Below are 19983 nucleotides of genomic sequence, written 5' to 3' on the forward strand. Positions count from 1 at the left end.
AGGGAGTATTTAGCCTTGGGAGATGGTCCTCCCGGATTCCGACGGAATTTCTCGTGTTCCGCCGTACTCAGGATCCTCCTTGGGGAGAAACGACTTTCACCTACGGGACTTTCACCCTCTTTGGTGGATGTTTCCACATCCTTCGATTAGTCGTTTCTGCTCCCGTTCTGGAGTCCTACAACCCCAACAAGCATGCTCGTTGGTTTGGGCTCTTCCCGTTTCGCTCGCCGCTACTCAGGGAATCGATTTTTCTTTCTCTTCCTGCAGGTACTTAGATGTTTCAGTTCTCTGCGTCTTCCTCGAATAGCTTATGTATTCCACTATTCGTAACATCCTATAACAGATGTTGGGTTCCCCCATTCGGAAATCTCCGGCTCATTGCTTACTTACAGCTCCCCGAAGCATATCGGTGTTTGTCCCGTCCTTCATCGGCTCCTAGTGCCAAGGCATCCACCGTGCGCCCTTGTTCACTTAACCTCTTTGACCTTTCGGTCTTGGGTGACCTCTTCTAGCGATAGAAGCGTCCTTCCCTTTTTCATTCAGCACATTCCTGTGCTCAACGCGGTGTCTCGGTTTTTGATTGTTTCTTCAATATCCAGTTTTCAATGAACAACCGATGATCTCTTTCAATCATCTATGGAGCCTAGCGGGATCGAACCGCTGACCTCCTGCGTGCAAAGCAGGCGCTCTCCCATCTGAGCTAAGGCCCCACATACCACATAGTAAACTTCTCAAAACTAAACAAAGCAAACTGACCTCTGTGTTTCCGTTATTCGTCCTTAGAAAGGAGGTGATCCAGCCGCACCTTCCGATACGGCTACCTTGTTACGACTTCACCCCAATCATCTGTCCCACCTTAGGCGGCTGGCTCCCTAAGGTTACCTCACCGACTTCGGGTGTTACAAACTCTCGTGGTGTGACGGGCGGTGTGTACAAGGCCCGGGAACGTATTCACCGCGGCGTGCTGATCCGCGATTACTAGCGATTCCGGCTTCATGTAGGCGAGTTGCAGCCTACAATCCGAACTGAGAGAAGCTTTATGAGATTTGCTTAACCTCGCGGTCTTGCGTCTCTCTGTACTTCCCATTGTAGCACGTGTGTAGCCCAGGTCATAAGGGGCATGCTGACTTGACGTCATCCCCACCTTCCTCCGGTTTGTCACCGGCAGTCTCGCTAGAGTGCCCAACTAAATGATGGCAATTAACAATAAGGGTTGCGCTCGTTGCGGGACTTAACCCAACATCTCACGACACGAGCTGACGACAGCCATGCACCACCTGTCTCTTTGCTCCCGAAGGAGAAACCTTATCTCTAAGGCGTTCAAAGGATGTCAAGACCTGGTAAGGTTCTTCGCGTTGCTTCGAATTAAACCACATGCTCCACCGCTTGTGCGGGCCCCCGTCAATTCCTTTGAGTTTCAACCTTGCGGTCGTACTCCCCAGGCGGAGTGCTTAATGCGTTTGCTGCAGCACTGAAGGGCGGAAACCCTCCAACACTTAGCACTCATCGTTTACGGCGTGGACTACCAGGGTATCTAATCCTGTTTGCTCCCCACGCTTTCGAGCCTCAGCGTCAGTTACAGACCAGAGAGCCGCCTTCGCCACTGGTGTTCCTCCATATATCTACGCATTTCACCGCTACACATGGAATTCCACTCTCCTCTTCTGCACTCAAGTCTTCCAGTTTCCAATGACCCTCCCCGGTTGAGCCGGGGGCTTTCACATCAGACTTAAAAAACCGCCTGCGCTCGCTTTACGCCCAATAAATCCGGACAACGCTTGCCACCTACGTATTACCGCGGCTGCTGGCACGTAGTTAGCCGTGGCTTTCTGGTTAGATACCGTCACGAGGAAAACAGTTACTCTTTCCCCTATTCTTCTCTAACAACAGAGTTTTACGATCCGAAAACCTTCTTCACTCACGCGGCGTTGCTCGGTCAGACTTTCGTCCATTGCCGAAGATTCCCTACTGCTGCCTCCCGTAGGAGTCTGGGCCGTGTCTCAGTCCCAGTGTGGCCGATCACCCTCTCAGGTCGGCTATGCATCGTTGCCTTGGTGAGCCTTTACCCCACCAACTAGCTAATGCACCGCGGGCCCATCCATCAGTGACACCCGAAAGCGCCTTTTAACTCCTCTTCATGCGAAAAAAAGTCTTATACGGTATTAGCACCTGTTTCCAAATGTTATCCCCTTCTGATGGGCAGGTTGCCCACGTGTTACTCACCCGTCCGCCACTCTTCTTTCCTCTTAAGCAAGCTTAATCAGAAGAAGCGTTCGACTTGCATGTATTAGGCACGCCGCCAGCGTTCGTCCTGAGCCAGGATCAAACTCTCGTATTATCCTTTGCCTTTCGGCTTTCTTGCTCATTTGTTTGCTAGCTTTCGCTTTGCTTGTTGTTTTGTCTCTTATTTCTCATAAGAGGCCCTTACACATTGGTTCGTTTGCTTTGTTCAGTTTTCAAAGGTCTACCATTACCTTACAGCAACTCTTATATCTTATCACGTTTTCGCTCGGTTGTCAACTCTTTTTTAAAAGTTTTTTCAACCTCGCTTACCGTCTTGTTTGACAGCAACTTCATCATCTTACCAGCTTTCTTGTTATTTGTCAACAACTTTTTTCGTTGTTTTTTTAACTTTAACTTTTTGTAAGATTTGTCATATTGACGACTTTGTCATATTATCATATTTATTACTCATTCGTCAAGAAAACTTTTTTATTTTCTTAATTTTTTTGTTCAAATTGTTTTTTATTAAGATTTCTTAGAACAGATAATAATATACCAACTATTTGATAAAATTGCAATAAAAAACTGACTAAAATTTTACTTTTTAATCAGTTTTTTGTTAATTTTTTTGTTATTTATTCATTTTATTTCAATTTAATCCTATTTTTATAGGAAAGACTGCATAATTCATAATAAATTTCTCATTGATTTTTTTTGGATTCATCATTGTTCTCTTCTTTTATAAAAATTGGAATAAAGATATGAAAAACCGTTCCTTGATTTATTACGCTCTCTACTTCAATTCTACCTTTATAGTTTTCTACTATTTTTTTTGCAATTGATAAGCCTAGGCCATTTCCTCCCTTATTTCTTGCTCTTGCTTTATCTACTCGATAAAATCGATTAAATATTTTTTCCAGATCTACTTTCGGTATGCCTTCACCAAAGTCCTGAATAGCGACTTCAAAGTTATCTCTAGTTCTTGAGATAGAAATATGGACTTCTTTGCGGGTAGTAGAGTATTTTACAGCATTGTCCAAAAGAACAATTAATAACTGCTCTAAATGGTTTCTATAAATATTTAGCATAACTTCTTCTGCTAGATCATCATCTAATGTAATCGTAAATTCCGGATAAATTAATTTAAAGTTATTAAAAACTTGATAGATGACTTGTTTAGCATTTATAGTATTAGAAGCATATTGAATATCTACCTGTTCAACTCGAGATAGATCTAGCATTTCCTGAACCAGACTTTTCATTCGTGTAATCTCTTGTAGACTAGCTGTTAGTGATTCATCTAATATTTTTGGATCTTCTTTTCCCCAACGATTCAATAGACTTAAGTGTCCTTCAATAATAGCAACTGGCGTTCTCAACTCATGCGAAACATCTTCTACAAACTGCTCTTGTTGTTCAATATAACGACGCATTCTATCCAACATTTCATTAAAGATTTCTGCCAAATCTGAGAGTTCATCATTTGATTGTAATTTTGGTACATGAACATCCGATTGAGGATCTTTTCTAATAGTATCCATTGTATTTTTTAATAATTTTAATGGTTTCAAAAAATAGAAAGGTAAGATAAATCCTAGAATACTACTTAGTATCAATGAAATAACTTCCAATATCAGCAAGGTAACTAATAAACGACTTCTCATATCGTAAAAAGAAGATAGTTCATAGAAAGCTTGAACATAACCAATTCGCTTATTTTTATTTTTAGAATAAATTGGATGAGTAATCAAAAATCCTGTTTTTTGGTCAATCGTTTGGATTTTTGGTTTTGTATTTTTAGTGTTTAACAATGTCGTATAGCCGGGTTGAGTTTTAAATAAAAGTTTTTTTTCGTTACTATAGATGGTTAGGAATAAAGGCTTTGCGCCTAGTTCTGCAATAAAACTATCTAATTCATCAAGTGAACCTTCTATTTCAATTTTCTTATTATCTAGATCATTTATCGTAGACATCGGTGTTTTTAGTTGGTTCATTGTTGTTGTGACGGTTAAATCTTCCGTTATATTAGATAAACGATCGGTAACTCCCTTAATAATATATTCTAAATTTGTGCGTTCTTTTTTTACTATTAAGTTTACAGAAGTTTTATATGTAATAAAGGCAAAAGAGGTAAAAACAATGAATATAAAGAAAGAACTTGCAAGTGCCCACTTGATTGCCAAAGATGAGCCTTGTAGTTCTTTTTTTATTTTTTTTCTTAATTGATTAGCACTCAAGAGCGCATCACATAACCTGTTCCACGCACTGTTTGAATATAACTTTCTTCTCTAGGAAGATCAATTTTATTTCTTAAATAACGGATATAAACATCAACAACATTTGTTTCGACCTCTGTTTCATATCCCCATACTTTATTTAACAAAACATCACGTGCTAAAACAACGTTGACATTTTTCATTAATGCTAGTAATAATTCATATTCACGTTTTGTTAATTCAATTATTTCAGATTCCCTACGAACAATTCGATTTTCTTTTTCAATTGTTAAATCACGGTAAGTGATTGTCGTTTGTTTGGTAATATTCTTATTGCCTTCAATATCAATTCGACGTAATAAAGCTCTAAGACGTGCCAGTAACTCTTCAATAGCAAAGGGTTTTACAATATAGTCATCTGCTCCATGATCCAGTCCAGAAACACGATCGATAACCGAATCTCTTGCTGTCATCATAATAATCGGTGTATTTTTTACTTGGCGAATTCGACGACAGACTTCCAGTCCATTCAACTCTGGTAACATTAAATCTAGAAGAATCGCATTCCAGTTATTATTCAAAGCTGCTTCTAGCCCTGTACGTCCGTTATAATGAACTTCAGCAGTATATCCTTCGTGTTCCAATTCTAATTCAACAAAGCGAGCTAAATTTTTTTCATCCTCAATAATTAGAATATTACTCATTAGTTTTGTTGTTCCTTCCTTTCAATCAATCAATTTAACCATAGATTAAAATTCAATTTTCAACCTATTTTCCCTATGGTTATTAAAAATCTGCTATTTTATTCTTCATGGTACCAACTATAATGATAGATACCTTCTCTGTCTATCCGTTCATACGTATGTGCACCAAAATAATCTCTTTGTGCCTGAATTAAATTAGCAGGTAATCGTTCTGAACGATAAGAATCATAGTAAGCAATCGCTGAAGAAAAAGTTGGAGTAGGTATGCCTGCTTGAACAGCAATAGACACAACATCACGTAAAGCTGCTTGATATTTTTGTGTAATAGATAGAAAATAGTCATCGAGCAATAGATTATCAATTTTTGGATTTTTATCATAAGCTCCAGTAATTTTTTGTAAAAATTGTGCACGAATAATACAACCCGCACGCCAAATTTTTGCAATATCACCAAATGGTAATTGCCAATTATATTCATCAGAAGCGGCTTTTAATTGAGAAAAACCTTGAGCATAACTCATAATCTTACAGAAATATAACGCTTGACGAATCTTTTCAATTAACTCTTCTTTATTTCCTTGATAAGTGAATTGAGAAGTATTTAACAATAATTTACTTGCTTTAACACGTTCCTCTTTGTAGGCAGAAATGAAGCGCGCAAAAACAGATTCTGTAATTAAAGATAACGGTACACCTAAATCTAAAGCACTTTGACTTGTCCATTTTCCGGTTCCTTTATTACCAGCTGCATCTAAAATTTCATCGACAATTGGTGCACCGCTACCTAGATCATCTTTACGTGTCAAAATATCTGCAGTAATCTCAATTAAATAACTATTCAACTCGCCTTCATTCCATTTGCTGAAAATCTCAGCCATCTCATCAACAGTTAAGCCCAATAGATGTTTCATTAAATCATAGGCCTCTGCAATCAATTGCATATCTCCATATTCAATGCCATTATGTACCATTTTTACATAATGACCAGCACCATTTGGACCAATATATGTAACACATGGTTGTCCATCTTCTGCCTTTGCAGCTATTTTTTCTAAAATAGGAGCAACCAATTCATAGGCATCTTTTTGTCCGCCCGGCATAATGGAAGGTCCTTTCAGAGCACCCTTTTCACCACCAGAAATTCCTGTTCCAATAAAATTAATGCCTGAGTTCGCCAATTCTTCATTACGACGCATGGTATCTTTAAAGAAAGTATTTCCACCATCGATTAAAATATCTCCCTTATCCAAATAAGGAAGTAAGGCTTGAATTGTTTCATCTGTTGCTTTTCCTGCTTGAACCATCAATAAAATACGACGTGGACGTTCAATTGTTTCTGTGAATTCTTGAATGGTATAAGTTGCCTTAAAGTTTTTACCAGGATGTTCTTCAACAACTCTTGTTGTTTTTGCACTTGTTCGATTATAAAGGGCTACAGAATAGCCTCGACTTTCAATATTTAATGCTAGATTTTTTCCCATGACGGCCATGCCAATTACACCAAATTGCTGTTTTGTCATTTTTATATCCTCCTAGTAGATTCAACCAAAAATTTATTAAAATTTACACAATCTATTTCATTATAACGTAGAATTAAGTAGATGGAAACTAAATAGTTTGACAATTGTGTTAATTTCTATTTGTTTCTATTTGACAAATAAAAAAATCCTTTAGGCTCCATGGTTAGCCTAAAGGATTTTAACATACAAAATGATTTCTATGCTTCTTTTGCAGTTACATTTTTACCATCATAGTAACCACATGAGGGGCATACATGATGACTTTTTTTCAATTCACCACAATTTGAACATGCATTCAATCCATTAATTGTTAATTTGTAATGTGTACGACGTTTAGCTTTTTTAGCTTTTGATGTTCTTCTAGCTGGTACGGCCATTATATTCCACCTCCTTGTAAAATTCTGTGTAAAATTTACACGATATATTCTAATCTTAATTTTTGTTCTCTTCATCTGTAGTAGATGTACTAAAAAATTCAGATAACTTATTAAGACGAGGATCTACTTTATTTGTTTCTTGCTTATTTTGCCAGTATTGTTCTTCTGAAATGACTTCCCAGTCTTCTCCTTTTGGCATTTCCTGTTTTTCTTTTTCTTCCTTTGTTAAAACTTGTACAGGAATAGCGAGTAAGAGATTATCCTCAACAGATTCATTTAAGTTAATCATTGACTTTTCCAAACTCAAAACTTCTGCTTTAATAGTTTGGTCTTCTTCTTTAATAAACTGTTCCTCTGTCATAAAAATTTCATTAACATTTAGAGTAACTGGTAATTCAACTGGTTTTAACGATCTTGATGAAGGAAGCGTAATAGTCACTTCAGCAGTATAATTTAAAATATATTCTGTTGGATTGACAGTTAACATCCCAGAAACCTTTGCTGGACAGACATCTAAAATAGAAGAATCACGTGTCATTAATGATTGTTTTAAGTCCAAAACTTCTTCAAAACAAAGTGGTTGTCCTCTATGTTTTTCCAATTCTAATAAAGACCATTTCACAGATATCTCACCCCTAAGTTAAACAACAAGAATTATTATACAAAGGATTAAATATTTTGTCAATTGTATTTTCTGATAGATGTATTTTATTTCAAAATAAAAGTATTGATTTTTAGACATTTGTTAGAATAAAAAGGTAGCATACATGAAAATATGCTACCTTTTTCTGTTAAGGATCAATAACTATTAAACAATTCAATTCATTAAATAGCAGTTGTTGCTCCCTTATAAACAATACCACGTCTTGGATCAATGGTAATTAATTCATTATCCTTGATTAAGGTTGCTGCATCTTTTGCTCCAACAATGACAGGAATATCTTTTGCAATAGCTACGACTGCCGCATGAGAAGTTAATCCACCCTCTTCAACAACTAATGCTGCAGCTTTATCAATTGCAGGCATATAATCTTTATCTGTTGTCTTAACAACTAAAACAGAACCATCTGTCATTTTAGTTGTTGCTTCCTCAGCAGTATTTGCTATAACGGCTTTAGCAATTGTTGTTTCTTCACCGATACCTTGTCCTTGTACTAATTTTGAACCGATCATTTGAATCTTCATTAAATTTGTTGTTCCTTTTTCACCAACTGGAACACCGGCAGTAATAATAATTAAATCTCCTTCAGAAGCATAATTTTCTTCTACAGCAATCTTAGAAGCTAAGTTAAACATTTCATCTGTATTACCAGGTTTTTCAGCCACAGTTGCATAAACTCCCCAAGATAAGGCTAAGCTCCTTGCTTTTTGCTCAGAGAATGTAATTGCTACAATATAGGCTTTTGGTCGATACTTAGAAATCATACGTGCTGTATGACCAGATTCAGTTGCAGCAACAATTGTTTGTATGCCCAAATTACGTGCTGTATGGCCAACAGATTGTCCGATAGCTTCTGTCATATCTGTTTTACTATATAGTTTTAACACAAAAGCGTCTTGGTCAATTAGCGCTTCTTCCGTGCGTTCAGCAATTTTTGTCATTGTTTGAACCGCTTCTAATGGATAATCTCCAGCAGCAGTTTCACCAGAAAGCATTACTGCATCTGTCCCATCATAAATAGCATTAGCAACATCAGTCGCCTCAGCACGTGTTGGACGTGGATTTCTTTGCATTGAATCCAACATTTGTGTAGCTGTAATAACTGGTTTTCCTAATGCGTTACATTTTTTGATTAATTCTTTTTGGACAATTGGTACATTTTCTGTTGGAATTTCGACACCCATATCGCCACGAGCAACCATTAAACCATCAGAAACTTTCAAAATTTCATCGATATTATCAATACCTTCTTGATTTTCAATCTTTGGAATTATTTGAATATGTGTTGCATTTTCTTCTTCCAAAATTTTAGTAATTTCTAAAACATCTTGAGCACGACGAACGAAACTTGCAGCAATAAAGTCAATGCCTTGTTGAATACCAAAACGGATATCTGCAGAATCTTTTTCAGTAATGCCAGGAAGTTTTACAGAGACGCCAGGTACATTTACACCCTTTTTATTTTTCAGAACGCCTTCGTTTTTTACTTCTGTCACAATTTCGTTTGCTTGCTTGTCAATATCTGTTACTTCTAAATCAATTAAGCCATCATCTAGTAAAATATGTGAACCTACATGAACATCTTCAATTAATCCTGGATAGGTAACAGAGAATTTTTCTGTTGTTCCTAAAACTTCTTTCATTGCAATGCGAACGATATTGCCAGTTTTAAGCGTAATTGCTCCATCCTTCATATCGTTCGTACGAATTTCTGGTCCTTTAGTATCTAAAAGTAGCGCGACACGTTTACCAGTAATTTTAATTGCTTCACGGATATTTTTAATACGATTTCCATGTTCTTCGAAATCTCCATGTGAAAAGTTTAAACGACAAACATTCATTCCCGCATTGATAAGATTCACCAACATGTCTACAGATTCACTAGCTGGTCCAATGGTACATACAATTTTTGTTTTTTTCATTACTAAGATACCCCGATTCTATTTTTATTTATAAAAGTTAAATTGTAATCCTAGTTAAGTGATTAAAAAGATATTTGCTGATTTAATCCATATAAGGACATATCTGGATCATGGTGCTTGTTTTTAAGTGTATCAATAATGTCTGATGAAACCATCTTATTGTCGACAACACCAACACATAGACCGCCTCTTCCTTGTTCAAGAAGCTCAACCGCATATGCGCCAAATTTGCTGGCTAGAACACGATCGCGAGCACTTGGAGAACCACCACGAACCATATGACCTAAAATGGAAACTCTTGTGTGAAAATCACCAAAGTCAGAAAGTTTTTCTGCAAATTCATGTCCGCCCATTACGCCTTCTGCTAGGATAATTAAACAATGCTTCTTACCACGATCTCGTCCTTCTTGAATACGTTTTGCTACAGAAGCCATATCAAAGTTATGTTCAGGAATAACAATTTCGTCTGCACCGCCAGCAACACCAGACCATAAAGCAATGTCTCCTGCATTCCTTCCCATCACCTCAATAACAAATGTGCGTACATGAGAAGTTGCAGTATCGCGAATTCTATCAATCGATTCAAGAACCGTATTAATAGCTGTATCAAACCCAATTGTAAAATCTGTACCTGGAATATCGTTATCGATTGTTCCTGGAATCCCAATTGCTGGAAACCCGCGTTTTGTCAAAGCAAGTGCTCCCTGATAGGAACCATCACCGCCTACAACGACCAATCCTTCAATACCAAATTTTTTTAATTGCTCAATTCCCTTTAATTGCCCTTCTTCAGTTGCAAATTCTGGGTAACGAGCAGAGTATAAAAAGGTGCCTCCTCGTTGAATCTTGTCACCAACATCAGAAACATCTAAACGACGAATATCACCAGCAACTAATCCTGCATACCCATAATTGATTCCGTAAACTTCTATTTTGTCATAGATTCCTTTTCGGACAACTGCCCGAATTGCAGCATTCATTCCTGGTGCATCGCCACCGCTGGTTAAAATACCAATGCGTTTCATCGTCTTTTCACCTCAAATTGTATACTAAATTGTGAAAATAATTACTTGTTTGTATTTATTTTCACTTGTTATTTGCTACGGAATATATTTTACCATTAAAATAAGAAAATGTCTTGATTTGTGAAAAAAAATGAAAAAATTAAGATCAAGTTTAAAAAAATCATTTAAAAATAACATTATTTACACCGAGTAATGAAAAGAGGGCTTTCTTTGTTTCTGGAGATTCATCAATTTGATTTTCTTTATTCATCATAATCGTCTGGCCATTAGCTTCAAAATAAATGATAATAGGTATTTGACCAGAATGTTGTTGAATAATTGTTTGAATCTGCCTAAAGGTTTCTTCTGTATCTTGTTCATTTGTTATTTTCAGAAAACAAGTAGTCAATGCAGCAAATTGTTTTTCAAGTTTTGCTGCTTCTTCTAATTTATTCACAATGATTTGCAATTCTTGATTGTAAGAACTTCTTTCCACTTTTCCTTCTATATAATAAACTTTTCCTTTTTCAATATTTTGTCTTAATTGCCTATAAATTTTTGGAAAGAGTGTGAGAGAGATTTCGCCTGTCATATCACTTCCTTCAATAAAAGCCATTTGCTCCCCTCTTTTTGTTCGAATATTTCTTACATCTTTTATATAAATAAGCAATTGCGTTTTTTGGTTTTCTAAAATATCATTAATAAATTGAATGGATTTTCTTAAATAGAGTTGGGAAAATTGTTCTGTAGGATGTCCAGATAGATAGATGCCTAAATAAGATTCTTCTAATTCTAAACGTTCTTCCAGCGTATAGTCTTCTATTTCTTCCTCTTTTATTTTTAAAGTATGAAATAATTCTATATTGCCATCACTGAACAAGACACTCTGAATTCTTTCAGCCAAATCATTTGCTATTTTTTTTCTATTTGATGCTATTTCATCAAAAACACCTGTGACGACTAATGGCCGCAATACCTCTGCTTTTAACCATTTCCTGTCAATTCGAAATAAAAATTCATCAAAAGAAGTGAAGACACCATTTTTTTGACGTTCTTCTACTATATTTTGAATCAACTCTCTTCGGATGCCTTTAATAGCATTTAATCCGAATACGATTTCCTTTTGATTCTGTAAAGAAAAATTTGCATAGCTTTTATTGATAGAAGGAGGTAAAATCTTCACCTTATTTTTTTTGGCCTCACCAATATATTCTTTCATTTTAATTGGATTATGACTGACTGAGTACAATAGAGCTGTAAAAAACGCATCTGGAAAATGTACTTTTAAATATGCCATTTGAACTCCAATAAAAGAATAAGCAAATGCATGTGAACGATTAAAGCCATAATTAGCAAATTGTTCTATATAATTATAAACATCATTTGCCAATTGCTTTGTATATCCTTGTCTGATAGATCCCTGAACAAAGTGTTCACGTTCCTTATCAAGCATTTCTTTTTTCTTTTTACTAATCGCTCGTCTTAAAATATCTGCTTGTCCTAAGCTAAACCCAGCCATCGTTGAAGCAATCTGGATAATTTGTTCTTGATAAACGATAATCCCGTAAGTATTTTTTAGAATTAGCTCTAATGATGGATCTAAATAATGAATAGGTTCCTGTCCTTTCTTTCGTCGAACAAATAATTCAATATTTTGCATGGGTCCTGGTCTATATAAGGCGTTGATCGCTGCAATCTCTTCAATACTTGATGGTTGTATTTTTTTAAGGACATTCCGAATTCCAGCCGATTCAAACTGAAAAATGCCACTTGTTTCTCCCTCTTGAAAAAGTTTCAATGTTTTTCTATCATCAAGTGGAATTTGATTTAATTGAATTGTTTTGTGATAAACACGTTTTATAATGGTTATTATGTTACTTATAATTGAAAGATTTTTTAAACCTAAGAAGTCCATCTTTAATAAACCAATTTTTTCCACATCCGTCATTGTATATTGTGTCAGTAAGACTCCATTTGATCCCATTTGAAGTGGGATCAATTTTAGTAGGTTTTGATCACTAATAATGATTCCAGCTGCATGCGTCGAAACATGTCTAGGCAATCCTTCTAGCTGTTTAGCAGTTTGAAATAATAGTTGATTTATTTTATTTTTATGTATCAGTGTCGTTAATTTCTCAGATTCCTTATAAGCACGGTCTAATGTCATTTTTAAAGTATTTGGAACGGCAGCTGTCCAATAGGCTGCTTCCTTTGGTGAAAAGCCAAAAACACGGGCAACGTCTTTTAATACCATTTTGGCTGCCATTGTACCAAATGTAGCAATTTGAACCATATGGTGACGGCCATATTTTTTATTGATATATTGAAGTACTTCTTCACGTTGATTGTCAGGAAGGTCTATGTCAATATCTGGCATTGAATACCTTTCTGGATTTAAAAAACGTTCAAATAACAAGTGGTACTTGATTGGATCCACCTCTGTAATTGAAAGCACATAGGCAACGAGAGAGCCGGCGGCTGAGCCTCGTCCAGCACCTGTAATAATTCCCCTTTTATGTGCAAAAGAGAGAACATCCCAAATAATTAAAAAGTAATCATCAAAATTTAGCTGGTGAATAATTGATAATTCTTTTTTTAAGCGCTCTTTATATTCTTCTGTTACCAGATCGATCCGCTGAGAAATTTTTTCCCAACAAATTTCTTCAAGCAACATTTTAGCATTTTTATCAGTAGAAATTGGATAATGCGGCAATAATTGTTGATGTAAAGGTAGTTCTACCGAACACGTCCGAGCTATTTTTTCAGCATTTAGAATTGCTTCTTCAGCTTGTAAGATAAGAAATTCTTCTCTTGCAACATCTTCTTTTCTTAAATAGTCATCCCCATTTTTTGGATATTGATAATTTTTAAGATCTAACTGCTTATTTGTCTTTATACAAGTTAGCGTTTCAAGAGCAAAGGCATCTTCTGCATGCAAGTAACTTACTTTTTGAATGGCCGCTAGTGACAATTTGTGTTGTTGATAAAAACCAAAAAGTTCTCTGTGTGTGTTCACATTATGACTAAGTGAAATACCCATAAATAAAGAAGCTGGCTCAAACAAACTGACTAATAATTGAAGAGATTGTTCGGCCTTTTGCTCATTAAATTGATCAAGCATTAATTTGATCTCTCCATTTTCAACCGGAACAATGCCAAACAAATTCGAAAAAAGAGCTTTATTTTTTTCTATAGATTGAAAAGATTCTTCCTCTGTCATTTTTATACTAGAAAGCTGCATTAAATTCTGATATCCTATGTAATCTTTAGCAAACAATAAAATTTCTGCCGTTTGGTTTAATGCAGGTATATTGTATTCAAGTGTTAATCCGAAAATTGGTTTTATCTTTGCTTGTTGACACTGTTCAAAAAATTCAATAGAGCCATGAAGAACATTTTTATCTGTAATCGCTAAAGCTTGATAGTTTAGTTTTTTTGCTCTTTGAACAAGTTCAGGAATTCGAATAGTACTTGATAACAATGAATAAGAAGTAATTGTTTGTAATTGTGGAAAAAACATTATATTCTCCTTTATAATCAGTAAATAAATGTGATTTTTTCTGCCTCAATTCTTTACATTTATAAAAAATGTGCTACACTTAATAGCTAGAAAAGAGGTGCTAATATGCGATATATTATTGTTCTTTTTTGGTCATTTATATTAGGACAAGTAGCCTGTTACATTGGTGGTGCACTTAGTAAACAAAGCTATGATTTTATGTGGTCAACAATTATTTCCTTAACAGCAGGCATTATTATTATATTGATTGGACACTTTGCCTTACCCAAGAAAAAAGCTGATTTGCCATCTATCTAAAAAAAAGACCCGTTACTCTTTTATATTGTAACTGGGTTTTTTTCTTTTTCAACGATTAAAATCGTTTGTTTAAAACTTTTCTAAAATTAAACAGAGAAAGACAGATATTGCTAAAGGTAAAACAAGCTGTAACAATAAATACCATGCGATAACCAAAGCTATGTGCAACGGTTGAACCTACGAGTGGCCCGAGTACTTGACCAAAATTACTACACATTTGATTATAACTATATATCCTACTTATTCCTTCTGTAGGTGTTATTTTATTAATGAGTGTATTGATTGAAGGCATAAGCGCTCCAGTTGCAAACCCTAAGAGAAAACGTAAAATTCCAAGCTGAAGTGGTGATTGAGCAAACGACATTGGTATATAACAAATAATAGATAGCAACAGTCCGACTAATAGAATTTTTTGGTTTCCAATCTTATCTCCAAGTCTTCCCAAAATTGGCGAAGAAATAACAGCGGAAATTCCAGCTGATGATACAATCAATCCACTGATAAATAAAATATTTGAATGATCATGACTTAAAGAACGAATATATAATGTTAAAATTGGATTTATACTATTTACATCCATTTGTAAAATCAAAGTCGTTAAAAACAACCCAATAAGTATTGAAAAATATTGCATTTTTGAAAAAATTTCTTTTGTAGAAATGATATCTTCTTTTTCCACTGGTTGAAATTGTTCTTGAACAAATAAAATCGTCAATAAAGCTGTTACTAATAAAATTCCTCCGGTAATAAGAAAAACATTCTTCATTCCAAACCACTGAGCTAATGCTCCACCAATAGATGGTCCAATTAAAGTACCAGCGATTGCTCCAGTAGAAAGTGTTCCAAGCGCCCAACCACTTCTTTCCTTTGGTGCTTGTGATGCAATCATAGCTGTTGCATTTGGAATATACCCAGCTAATACACCATTGAAAAAGCGCAAAATCAATAACCAATAGACATTGGGAACAAATGCCAAGGCGCCCATTGTGATAGTCATTCCAGATGCTGCACGAATCATCATGATTTTTCTGCCTTTTCGATCTGCTAAATTTCCCCAAATAGGAGCAACAATTGCTGAAGCAAAAGCAGTTATTGAAATTGCTAGGCCTGAAAATAGCTCAACCTGATTTTTTGATGTACCTAATTGTTCAATATAAACCGGGATAAACGGCATCACTAAATTCATACTTGCTCCTGTAAAAAAGCAGCCTATCCAAGTAATAATTAAATTTCTTTTCCAATTAATCTTCATTTATGCACCTCACTACGACTTTTTCATTATATAACTATACTCTAAAAATAGTCTTCTTACAAAGCATAATTAAATAAGTAATCATTTTTTTGTTAGCCACCTTATTCTAGCTGGTTGACATGTATGATAGATCAATTTATCAAATATAAAAATTAAATGAATAAACATACAGTATTAGGAGTATATTGATATATTTGAATGTTTTAGAGACCAATGAGTGATTCAATAATCTTTAATCTATTTCCTGTATTTTTTGATAAATATAACTTTTCATTACACCAGTTAAAAAGTTTTATTCCTTATTTCTAATTTATATTAACAACATAATTGAATAGATAACTATATAATTACCTATTCAATAAACGATCTACACAAATATAAATTTAACTTTTTTATTAACGAATGAATCACTAACTGTAATAAAATTAACCAATTTATTTAAAAAATTATTTTTGTTATAGTTGATATGTATTTATCTATGCTAACTAAAAAATACATCTATCTAAAATAAATTCAAATGAAAAGATTAATTAACAAATTATATACATTTATCTTAAGCTATTGTTATGTAGACATTAAAATAATAGAGTACAAGGAAACATCCCAGTACTCTATTATATTGATTTAACTCATAATATTTAGTAACCAAAAACTTAAATTTACTCAATTTATTGATTATATGATTGCCAAAACAATAAAGTTCAGTATAAATAAAGCATCGATAATCCATAAAATGGGTGAAATTTCTTTTGCTTTTCTTTTTACGATTTTGACAATGGCATAGAAGATAAAACCAGCGGCAATACCATAAGAGATACTATAACATAATCCCATAAAAATGGATGCAAAAAAGGCTGGTACTGCTTCTTCTAGATTTGTCCATTCAATATTCGTAAATGCAGAAAGCATCATTACACCCACTAAAATTAAGGCTGGTGAAGTTGCCTGAGGTGGAACAATAGCAATTAGTGGTGAAAATAAACTGCTTAAAGCAAATAAAATAGCGACCACTACTGATATTAAGCCTGTTCGTCCACCTGCCCCAATACCAGCTGCACTTTCTACATAGGTCGTTACATTTGATGTTCCAAAAATGGCACCAATTACTGTTGCTATTGCATCTGAAAATAAAGCTCGGTGCATTTTTGGTGGGAAATTATCGCCATCTTCTAACGCCTGTTTATCTTTTGATGAAAAAATACCTGTTTGACGACTAGTTCCAATAAATGTTCCAATGGTATCAAACGTATCAGATAAGCTAAATGCAATAATCGTCATCAAAACTTGAGGAATTTTGATAGCATTATTAAATAAAGACTGCATACCATTTGGACCAAATGCTGCACCAAAGGTGGTTTTTAATTCATGAAAAGAGCTATTTAAAGAATTTGCTTGCCAATCAATATGCGATAAATCGACAACGCCTAGGGGAATAGCGATAATTGTTGTCACAACAATACCAATTAAAATTGCTCCCTGAACATTTGAAATAACTAAAACGGTTGTTAAGACTAGTCCAATAATCGCCAAAATAATTGCCGGATTATTAAAATTTCCTAGTGCGGGAACAATACTATCACTATTTACCATTCCACTTGAAGATGGTTTCGCCTGAACGGTAAATTCCAATAATTTGGCATTTTTAATTCCCGCATAAGCAACAAATATCCCAATCCCTCCACCAATAGCATGCTGCATACTTTCAGGTATGGCTTGTATAATTAATTTTCGAATTTTAGTCGCTGTAATCAAAATATTGAGCAACCCACAAATAAATACCATGGCCAATGCTTGTTCCCAGCGATAGCCCATTCCAAATACGACTGTAAATGTAAAGAAAGCATTCAATCCCATGCCGGGTGCTTGTGCATAAGGAACATTTGCAAATAAACCCATAACCAATGTTCCAACAATTGAAGCAATAATCGTAGCTAAAAAGACGGCTTGAAATGGCATGCCTGTTTTAGATAAAACAGAAGGATTTACAAACAAAATATAACTCATAGCAAAAAAAGTGGTAACACCGGCCATTAACTCGGTTGAAATTGTTGTATTATTTTCTTTTAGTTTGAAAAACTTCTGTAGCAAATTATTTCTCTCCTTTAATTTGTTTTCTTAAATCATCTTATATAATAAATAGATGATTAACGGTAATTTATGAAGAATACTTTTAAAGTATAAGAAAAAACAGAAGAAAAGGCAATAAAAAAATTAACTTTTAAGATAAAAGCAAGGTCAATGTTCGTGTTTTTATTTTTAATTTCTTTAGTTGTTGAAGAAAAATGACATCAAAAATAAATCTATTCATAAAAATTGAAATAAGTAAGCCTAAAAAAACTGTCATAACAGCTTTTTTGGCGATAAGCTAGGTATATAGACAGTTTTTTTCTTTTATTTTTTTCATGTGAATTTTTTTTACTAATAATCTATCGGCAGACGTTGAATGGGTGCTCTGCTTACCAATAATTTCTGCACAGATAATATGTTGTTTTTGTTTTTGCTTTAATTGATAGATAACTTTTCCCTTGTTATTCAGTTCGTTAAGAATTGGTGTATATTCATAAGTACTTTCTGTTGATTTCTTGGATAAAAACCCTAAAGTCGTTAACTGATCATCAAGTTTTTTTGCTGGAATGATTGTACCTAGTTGAATAATCTGACAAATCTGGTTATGGAGATCTTCTAATTGTTCATATTCACCATACTCTGTTGTATGTTGTTTCTCCCTATCAAGCAAATTTTCATATTGTTCTACAGCTAACATGACTCCAGAAATAGTACCTTGATGATTATAAATATAAACACCGCTTTCCTTCTTTTGTGATAAAGTAAAAATTTCGGTTGGTGTTTTTCTTACGCGATCAATTGAGGATCTTAATTTTTTTTGCTCGTTCATTATTTTCTTCCTTTCAGGAATGATTATAGCATAAATCTTTCTAAATCAACGAGCAATTTTTTATCCTGAGGATTTTTTTACTTTAATAAAACCGATTCAGTAGCTAGTATTCCTTTTTCACCAATATCTTTTCTGTAAAACATGTTATCTTCGTCTAATCTTAATGCATTTAAGCAACCATATACATTTTCACTAGCTTCTTTTAATGTATCCCCTGATGATTCAATTAAAAATAATCGCCCACCCGCAGTTACCAATGTTCCGTCAGTTTCATCAACACCTGCATAATAAATCTGTTGATTTTCTTTTAACCGAATTTCTGATATTGTTTCTTCTTTTTTATATTCACCTGGATAGTCTTTTGCTGCTACTACAACACCTAAATTATAACCAGTCGTTTGCCATTGAATAATGGGTTGTTTATTTTTTAACAAATCATCAATATTTTGTGCCAAATCACTTTGTAAGCGTGGAAGAAGTACTTGAGTCTCTGGATCACCAAAGCGAGCATTAAATTCAATGACCTTTATATCCTTTTTACCAATTAATAAACCAGCATAAAGAATACCGACAAAAGGACATTTTTCTTCAGCCATTGCTTTCGCCGTTGGTATTAATATTGTTTTAACTGCTTCATCAATTTGTTTGGAAGAAAACTGCTGAACGGGTGAATAAGCACCCATTCCACCTGTATTTGGACCCTTGTCTTTATCAAATGCCCGCTTATGATCTTGGACAATTGGCATTGGAAAGACTTCCGTTCCTCTGATAAAAGTGAGTAGTGATACCTCCTCACCTTGTAAAAATTCCTCAATAATTATTCTTTTCATTGCTTGCTTTTCTTTTTCATTTTTTGCTAGCATGGCTTTGATGTTTTGTTCAGCCTGCTGATAAGTTTCAGCAATAATAACGCCTTTCCATGCAGCTAAGCCCTCTTTTTTAATAACAATGGGTAGAGATTGTTTTTTCGTATACTCTAGTGCTGGTTCAACTTCTGTAAATATTTGATAATCAGCCGTTGGAATATTGTATTTATTCATTAGCTGCTTCGCATATATTTTTGAACCTTCAATCATTGCCGCTTGTTTTCTAGGACCAAAAATTAATAGCCCAGCTTGCTCAAATGCATCAACAATACCAGCTAATAGCGGTACTTCAGGTCCAACAATTGTCCAACTAATCATTTCTTCTTTTGCAAAAGCGATTAAACTTGCAAAATCTGTTTCTTCTATATTTACTAATTGGATGCCCTCTTTTTTCATTCCAACATTTCCTTTTGCACAAAATACTTGTTCTACCAATGGACTTGCAAGAAGTTTTAGAGCAATTGCATGTTCACGTTCCCCGCTGCCTATCACTAATAATTTCAATGTTAAACTCCCTTATTTTTT

General features: G+C 34.7%; 13 protein-coding genes, 1 tRNA gene and 2 rRNA genes (1 of these 16 cut by a window edge). 1 reads left to right on the forward strand and 15 read right to left on the reverse strand.

The window, feature by feature from the left end:
* The 11 genes from MPTP_RS06020 to dnaE all read right to left on the reverse strand — a co-directional run.
* A 23S ribosomal RNA gene (locus MPTP_RS06020) occupies positions 1-477 on the reverse strand (it extends 2428 nt beyond the left edge of the window).
* Positions 478-637: 160 nt separating this feature from the next.
* Positions 638-710, reverse strand: a tRNA-Ala gene (locus MPTP_RS06025).
* A gap of 73 nt (positions 711-783) precedes the next feature.
* A 16S ribosomal RNA gene (locus tag MPTP_RS06030) occupies positions 784-2338 on the reverse strand.
* Together the 16S and 23S rRNA genes with 1 tRNA gene alongside form the textbook arrangement of a ribosomal RNA operon.
* 586 nt (positions 2339-2924) lie before the next feature.
* Positions 2925-4460 carry a HAMP domain-containing sensor histidine kinase gene (locus MPTP_RS06035; RefSeq protein WP_013774201.1) on the reverse strand — a complete coding sequence of 512 codons (1536 nt, stop codon included), beginning with the start codon at positions 4458-4460 and terminating at the stop codon, positions 2925-2927.
* Positions 4457-5143 (reverse strand): response regulator transcription factor, encoded by a 687-nt coding sequence (locus MPTP_RS06040; protein ID WP_013774202.1) that lies wholly within the window; start codon positions 5141-5143, stop codon positions 4457-4459. Before MPTP_RS06040 ends, MPTP_RS06035 begins: the two co-directional genes overlap by 4 nt.
* A gap of 98 nt (positions 5144-5241) precedes the next feature.
* The gene (gene gndA / locus MPTP_RS06045) at positions 5242-6663 is read right to left on the reverse strand and encodes an NADP-dependent phosphogluconate dehydrogenase (RefSeq protein ID WP_013774203.1); all 1422 of its coding nucleotides are present in this window, start codon (positions 6661-6663) and stop codon (positions 5242-5244) included.
* Between the two features lie 197 nt (positions 6664-6860).
* Positions 6861-7040 carry a 50S ribosomal protein L32 gene (gene rpmF / locus MPTP_RS06050; RefSeq protein ID WP_013774204.1) on the reverse strand — a complete coding sequence of 60 codons (180 nt, stop codon included), beginning with the start codon at positions 7038-7040 and terminating at the stop codon, positions 6861-6863.
* 55 nt (positions 7041-7095) lie between these two features.
* Positions 7096-7662 carry a YceD family protein gene (locus MPTP_RS06055; RefSeq protein WP_013774205.1) on the reverse strand — a complete coding sequence of 189 codons (567 nt, stop codon included), beginning with the start codon at positions 7660-7662 and terminating at the stop codon, positions 7096-7098.
* Positions 7663-7865: 203 nt separating this feature from the next.
* Complete coding sequence (gene pyk / locus MPTP_RS06060; protein ID WP_013774206.1) at positions 7866-9623, reverse strand: pyruvate kinase; 1758 nt, start codon at positions 9621-9623, stop codon at positions 7866-7868.
* Between the two features lie 62 nt (positions 9624-9685).
* Entirely contained in the window at positions 9686-10648 is a 963-nt protein-coding gene (gene pfkA, locus MPTP_RS06065; protein WP_013774207.1) for a 6-phosphofructokinase, read from the reverse strand.
* A 160-nt stretch (positions 10649-10808) separates the two neighbouring features.
* On the reverse strand, positions 10809-14147 hold the full coding sequence (gene dnaE, locus MPTP_RS06070; RefSeq protein WP_013774208.1) for a DNA polymerase III subunit alpha: 3339 nt from the start codon (positions 14145-14147) through the stop codon (positions 10809-10811).
* A 105-nt stretch (positions 14148-14252) separates the two neighbouring features.
* On the opposite strand from dnaE, the gene MPTP_RS06075 reads away from it, so the two are divergent.
* Positions 14253-14444 carry a YjzD family protein gene (locus tag MPTP_RS06075; RefSeq protein WP_013774209.1) on the forward strand — a complete coding sequence of 64 codons (192 nt, stop codon included), beginning with the start codon at positions 14253-14255 and terminating at the stop codon, positions 14442-14444.
* Between the two features lie 55 nt (positions 14445-14499).
* Here the strand turns inward: MPTP_RS06075 and MPTP_RS06080 are convergent, their stop codons facing one another.
* From MPTP_RS06080 to purD, 4 genes are all read right to left on the reverse strand, one after another.
* Positions 14500-15696, reverse strand: a complete 1197-nt coding sequence (locus MPTP_RS06080) for a multidrug efflux MFS transporter (protein ID WP_013774210.1) — start codon at positions 15694-15696, stop codon at positions 14500-14502.
* A 675-nt stretch (positions 15697-16371) separates the two neighbouring features.
* Positions 16372-17727, reverse strand: a complete 1356-nt coding sequence (locus tag MPTP_RS06085; protein ID WP_099046198.1) for an NCS2 family permease — start codon at positions 17725-17727, stop codon at positions 16372-16374.
* Positions 17728-18061: 334 nt separating this feature from the next.
* Positions 18062-18592: a hypothetical protein gene (locus MPTP_RS06090; RefSeq protein WP_013774213.1), complete on the reverse strand. Its 531-nt coding sequence runs from the start codon at positions 18590-18592 to the stop codon at positions 18062-18064.
* Between the two features lie 77 nt (positions 18593-18669).
* Positions 18670-19962 carry a phosphoribosylamine--glycine ligase gene (gene purD / locus MPTP_RS06095; RefSeq protein ID WP_013774214.1) on the reverse strand — a complete coding sequence of 431 codons (1293 nt, stop codon included), beginning with the start codon at positions 19960-19962 and terminating at the stop codon, positions 18670-18672.
* Between the last annotated feature and the right edge of the window lie 21 nt (positions 19963-19983).

It is taken from the genome of Melissococcus plutonius ATCC 35311 (assembly GCF_000270185.1).
GTDB lineage: Bacteria > Bacillota > Bacilli > Lactobacillales > Enterococcaceae > Melissococcus > Melissococcus plutonius.